This window comes from Glutamicibacter sp. AGC84 (assembly GCF_053543575.1).
In genome coordinates this window covers 470,078-475,543 of the sequence record NZ_JBLVOC010000027.1, presented here as the reverse complement: position 1 = coordinate 475,543, position 5,466 = coordinate 470,078, and the positions used below count along the sequence as shown (strand labels likewise).

General features: G+C 65.1%; 7 protein-coding genes. 5 read left to right on the top strand and 2 right to left on the bottom strand.

The window, feature by feature from the left end; translation table 11 throughout:
- Together ACNPN0_RS18595 and ACNPN0_RS18590 are read right to left on the bottom strand one after the other, a co-directional pair.
- On the bottom strand, positions 1 to 340 hold a 340-nt coding region (locus ACNPN0_RS18595; protein WP_448937553.1), incomplete at its 3' end, for a response regulator.
- Positions 337 to 1,500: a sensor histidine kinase gene (locus ACNPN0_RS18590; protein ID WP_448937554.1), complete on the bottom strand. Its 1,164-nt coding sequence runs from the start codon at positions 1,498 to 1,500 to the stop codon at positions 337 to 339. The genes ACNPN0_RS18595 and ACNPN0_RS18590, both read right to left, overlap by 4 nt.
- A gap of 109 nt (positions 1,501 to 1,609) precedes the next feature.
- Between ACNPN0_RS18590 and ACNPN0_RS18585 the strand changes: the two genes are divergently transcribed.
- From ACNPN0_RS18585 to ACNPN0_RS18565, 5 genes are all read left to right on the top strand, one after another.
- Entirely contained in the window at positions 1,610 to 2,386 is a 777-nt protein-coding gene (locus ACNPN0_RS18585; protein WP_448937555.1) for a GAP family protein, read from the top strand.
- 69 nt (positions 2,387 to 2,455) lie between these two features.
- Positions 2,456 to 2,953: a hypothetical protein gene (locus ACNPN0_RS18580; protein ID WP_105661688.1), complete on the top strand. Its 498-nt coding sequence runs from the start codon at positions 2,456 to 2,458 to the stop codon at positions 2,951 to 2,953.
- A 102-nt stretch (positions 2,954 to 3,055) separates the two neighbouring features.
- A complete protein-coding gene (locus ACNPN0_RS18575) occupies positions 3,056 to 3,892 on the top strand; it encodes an exodeoxyribonuclease III (RefSeq protein WP_133833097.1) in 837 nt (278 codons plus the stop codon).
- An 8-nt stretch (positions 3,893 to 3,900) separates the two neighbouring features.
- A complete protein-coding gene (gene trpS / locus ACNPN0_RS18570; protein ID WP_426735339.1) occupies positions 3,901 to 4,917 on the top strand; it encodes a tryptophan--tRNA ligase in 1,017 nt (338 codons plus the stop codon).
- Between the two features lie 6 nt (positions 4,918 to 4,923).
- Positions 4,924 to 5,445 carry a 2'-5' RNA ligase family protein gene (locus tag ACNPN0_RS18565; RefSeq protein ID WP_133833095.1) on the top strand — a complete coding sequence of 174 codons (522 nt, stop codon included), beginning with the start codon at positions 4,924 to 4,926 and terminating at the stop codon, positions 5,443 to 5,445.
- Positions 5,446 to 5,466 lie beyond the last annotated feature (21 nt).

Genomic DNA, 5,466 nt, shown 5'->3' with positions numbered 1-5,466 from the left:
CGCCCCCCACGCCCATGATGATCGCCTGCGGTTCGGCGCTCTTGAGCAGGAACCCGTGCGCCCCGGCCTGCAGTGCGCCAAAAAGGTACTGGTCGTCATCGAAGGTCGTGAGCACCACGACGCGGCAGCTGCCATGCAGGGCCTTGGTGGCCTCGATGCCATCGAGCACCGGCATGCGCAGGTCCATCAGGATGACGTCGGGGGACAGGGCACGGGCCATGGAAATGGCCGATCGCCCGTCGGCCGCTTCGCCCACGACTTCCAGGTCTTCCGCGGCCTGCAGCACCAGCCGGATCCCCATGCGCACGGTCGCATGGTCATCGACGATCAGGACTTTCACGGCTTCTCCATTGCTTCGGCTGGGCCCGGGAATTCGACGTGCACTGCGAAATCCGGGCCGGTGCGGACCCCGAACCGGCCATCGAGCGCGGCGACCCGGGTGCGGATATTCTCCAGCCCGGTGCCCGCTCCCGGGCCGCGGCTGGCGTTGGGCCGCAGGCCGTTGCTCGCCGTGATCGCCAGGCCCTGGTCCTGGATCACGCTCAGTTCCAGGGTAGTGCCCGGCGCATGCTTGGCGTGGTTGACCAGCAGCTCGCAGACCGTGCGGTGCGCGGCGGTATGCACCGCAGGACTGAAGCGCTGCGGATGCGCGACCCGGTACTCCCAGCGCACCGGGCTGCCGAATCCGGCCACCAGCTCAGGCAGATCCTCGATCCGCGCCTGCAGCGCAGGGCCCCCGGCATGCAGCATCCGCACCATCGCGGCCATGTCTTCCAAGCCGGACACCGACTCATCGCGGATGCTCTGCAACGGAGCCCGCACCTCCTGGGGTGCGGCCGGAAGCAGGGCGCCGGAGAGCAGCGCGATTGACGAGAACCTGGCCGAGAGCACGTCATGCATCTCGCGGGCCAGCGCAGTGCGCTCCTGGACGCGGGAAAAGTCGTGCTCGGCGACCAGCTGGTCCTCGCGGGCATCGGCCGCCGACTGCACAGCCTCTGCCCGCTGGGCTTCGGCCTTGGCCAGCTCCTTGGCGGTGCGCACATTCTCCGCCCAGAGCATCGGGGTGAAGAGGATGAAGCCGGCCATGAGCAGGGCCAGCACCACCTCCTGCGGATTCCCGGTGACCAGCCAGGCGGCGATGGCCAGCGAGATGGCCGCCAGGCACAGCAGCGCCAGCGCCACCGTCCGCGTGCGCACCGAACCGAGCAGGAACAACCCGAAGACGCATTCGAAGACCAAGAAGTACCCGCCCAGGCTTCCCACGGCCAGCAAGCCGGCCCCGGCGAGCAGCATGGCCACGGAGCTGGCTACGAGAAAACGGCGACGGACCAGCACAGCGGCCAAGCCGATGAGCAGCAAGACGATCCATTCGTACCCGCGGATCGCGAACCATGGGGGATTGGCCAGTCCCGAAAGATGCAAGATGGCGGTGAGCACCAGATAGGTGCCGACGACCTCGGGTTCCTTGTCGCCGCTGCCCATCCGCCGAATGAAGTCCATGCTTCCAGCATCCCCGAACTGGCTGCCCGCCGGTATCCCCCTTAAGGAGGAGAAGGCGCAGCCCACTGGCCGATACCGCGATCCGGCAGGCCGCGGAACAGTGGAACCCATGGACATCATGACAAGCAATCCCGAACTATCCCTTCTCATCCTGGCGCTGATCGATTCGACCAGCATCGGCACCCTGGTCATTCCGCTGTGGCTGCTGCTGCGGGGACGCCGCGCGGCCATTGCCAAGGTCCTGGCCTATCTGCTGGTGATCGCCGGCTTCTACTGGGTCATCGGCGTGCTGCTGCGCAGCGGGTTGCTGCTCATCGACCCGGCCATCTTCGAGCACCGGTTCTTCCGGCTGGCAGGAATGGCCGCCGGGGCGCTGATGATCATCTGGGCGCTCACCTACCGCACCGATGCGCAGAAGGAAGCCAGCGCACGGAAGAAAGCCATCGCGCATAGCGGCGCGGCACCGGCAGCGCCGGAACCGGCGGATGCAACCGAACAGGTGCCGCTGCGCCTGCGCAGCCGCTTGGGCACTGCGCTGGATACCCGCACCGGGTTGATTGCCCTGGCCCTGTTCGCCGGCCTGCTGGAACTTCCCACGATGCTTCCCTACCTCGCAGCCGTTGGCGTCATGCAGGGCGCCGGCTGGGGCACCGGCCTGCAGCTGCTCGCGCTGGTCGGCTACTGCCTGGTGATGATCGTCCCGGCATTGGTGCTGGTTGGCGCGCTTGCGCTCGCCGGCCCGCGCATCGAGGCCTGGCTGCAGAAAATGGGGGCCAAGGCCTCGGCCTACGCCCAGGAAACCCTTGGCTGGGTGGTGGGCATCGGCGGATACCTGCTGATTCGCGCGAGCCTTTCCGGGCAGGACCTGCACAGCCTGTTCGGCTAGCCACGCTGTGGGCGAAAGGGCACGGTTCCAATTGGCTTGAAGCGGGGTAATGATGCGAGAATTGACGGCATGGAACCTCTAGGCAGCAGCGCGAAGCAGGGCAGGAAAGTCACCCTGAACGCATCAACTTTGGCAATGTCCGTCATGGTCATCGTCCTTCTGGTGGCAGTGGTATTCGCTGCCAACTCCAACCAGATCGTCGGCTGGTTTGTAGTCGTCATCTCCGCCGGTTGGCTGCTGCTGGCCGCATTCATGATGTTCGGCCTCAAGCGGGGCGCCGAGAAGATCAACAACTCGCTGCGCGAAGCCACCGCGGCGGCCACCCCGCGCGCCCAGCCCGGCACTGTGGTGGTTGACGAAGCCACCAGCCAGCGCGACATGAAGCTGGATCACTCGTTCAAGATCGTCCAGGTCCAGGCACGCGTGATCGCCGAACAGCGCCAGAGCCGGGGCGAGGATCACGAGGGCATGATCGACCGGGCACTGGAGACGATCCAGATGACCGCGACGAATGCGCGGGACATGATCAAGCCGGCCAAGCCGATGGATGGCGAAATCATCGACTAATTGTCCAGGGCAACGCGCAAGCGTTGCCCTTTTTCGTTGCCCGTGTTCCGGCGCAGGCCAGATCAGCGCGTAATCGATCGCATAATTTTGTAAGCTGGAACAGTGATACCTACCAGTGTGGAAATTCTCAACAAGGACGCCGGCGCGCTGCGCGTCGCGTCGGTCAACGTCAACGGCATTCGCGCGGCCTACAAGCGCAATATGGCGGACTGGATCGCCGCCCGTGACGTGGACATCCTGTGCCTGCAGGAAGTACGTGCACCGGACAAGATCCTGCGCGACCTGATTGGCGAGGGTTGGCATATCCTGCATGCCGAGGCCAAGGACAAGGGCCGCGCAGGCGTCGCCGTCCTCTCGCGCACCGAGCCGGTAGCCGTGCGCGAGCACATCGGCGAGGACTACTTCGCCGAATCCGGCCGCTGGGTCGAGGCGGACTTTGATATCAACGGCGAGAGCTTCACCGTCGTCTCGGCCTACGTCCATTCCGGCGAGCTGGGCACCCAGAAGCAGGAAGACAAGTACCGTTTCCTGCAGCGCATGAACGTGCGCCTGGTGGAATTGAAGAACGAGAAGGACCACGTCCTGGTGGTAGGCGATTTGAACGTCGTGCACACCGAAAAGGACATCAAGAACTGGAAGCCGAACCACAACAAGCGCGCCGGCGTGATGGACGAGGAGATCGCCTACTTCGACGGGTTCTTCGGTGAGATCGGCTACAAGGATGTGGCGCGCGAGCTGGCCGGCGACGTGCAGGGACCGTACACCTGGTGGTCCTTCCGCGGACAGGCCTTCGACAACGACGCCGGTTGGCGCATCGACTACCACATGGCCACTCCGGCGCTAGCCGCCAAGGCCATTAAGTCCCACGTAGACCGTGCCTCGGCCTACGATTTGCGCTTCTCCGACCATGCACCGCTGGTCGTCGACTACCAGTTCTAAGGAAAACCATGGAAACTTCCCGTCCCCGCGTCCTGTCCGGAATGCAGCCATCGGGCGATTCGCTGCACCTGGGCAACTACCTGGGCGCGCTGGTCAATTGGGTCAAGACCCAGGATGACCACGACGCATTCTTCTTCATCCCGGATATGCACGCGATCACCGTCTCGCAGGATCCGGCGGAGCTGCGCGCGCGTACCCGAAAGACCGCTGCGCAGTTCATCGCCGGCGGCATCGACCTGGACAAGTCCACCCTGTTCGTCCAGTCGCAGGTCCCCGAGCATGCGCAGCTGGCCTGGGTGCTGAACTGCATCACCGGTTTCGGCGAAGCCAGCCGCATGACCCAGTTCAAGGACAAGTCCTCCAAGGGCGGCGCGGATGCCGCCAGCGTCGGGCTGTTCACCTACCCGGTCCTGATGGCCGCGGACATCCTGCTCTACCAGCCCGAAGGGGTCCCGGTGGGCGATGACCAGCGCCAGCATGTGGAGCTGGCCCGCGATCTGGCCAAGCGCTTCAACCACCGTTTCGGGCAGACCTTCACCGTGCCGGAGGCGTTCATCCCCAAGGAGGGCGCACGCATCTACGACCTGCAGAACCCGACCTCGAAGATGTCCAAGTCCGCCGAATCCCCTGCCGGCTTGATCAACGTCCTGGATGAGCCGAAGCTGATCGCCAAGCGCATCAAGTCCGCGGTGACCGACGCCGGGTCCGTCGTGGCCTACGACAAGGCCGAGAAGCCGGGCGTTTCGAACCTGCTCGATATCCTGGCTGCCGTGACCGGAAAGCATGTGCCAGAACTGGTCAACGAGTTCGAAGGCAAGATGTACGGGCATCTGAAGGTGGCTGTGGCAGAAGCCGTGGTGGAGCAGCTGGCTCCCATCCGCACCCGTACCCTGGAGCTGCTCGATGATCCGGCGGAGCTGGATCGCCTGCTGCTTGCCGGTGCGGCCAAGGCGCGCGTCGTCGCGTCGAAGACCGTTGCCGACGTCTACCAGAAGGTCGGCTTCCTGCCGCCGCTGGGAGTCTAAGAGCCAATGGTTTTCGAGTACACCCTGGGCGTGGTGATCCCGGTGCCGCAGCCGCACCGCGAGACTCTGCGCGCGTGGCGCCAGGAATACGGGGGAGAGGCCACCGCGCCGATTGCCCCGCATATCACCTTGGTGTCCGGGTCGTACCTGAATTCCTGGGAGAAGGCGGCTGCCCAGGTGCGCCGGGTAGCCGCCACGGCGGAGCCCTTCACCATCCATCTGGGTCCGGCCCGGACCTTCCGGCCGGCCAGCGAAGTAGTCTTCCTGCCGCTGGAAACCGGAGCGGACGAATGCTGGAAGCTGCACCGCGCGCTGCTGGGCGACGCGCTGAGGCACGAATCGGCTTTCGCCTACCATCCGCACTTGACCATCGCGCAGAACGTGGCTGCACGGCAATTGGACGCCGCGCAGGCAGCATTGGGCGAGGCGCACCTGTCCTTCGCAGCGGATCGTATCCATTTGTTCGATACCCGTGGCGGGGATTGGAACTTCAGCGAGCAGATTCCGCTGGGTTCCTCGCTTGCCTAGTTCACCCTGCAGAAAAGGCCC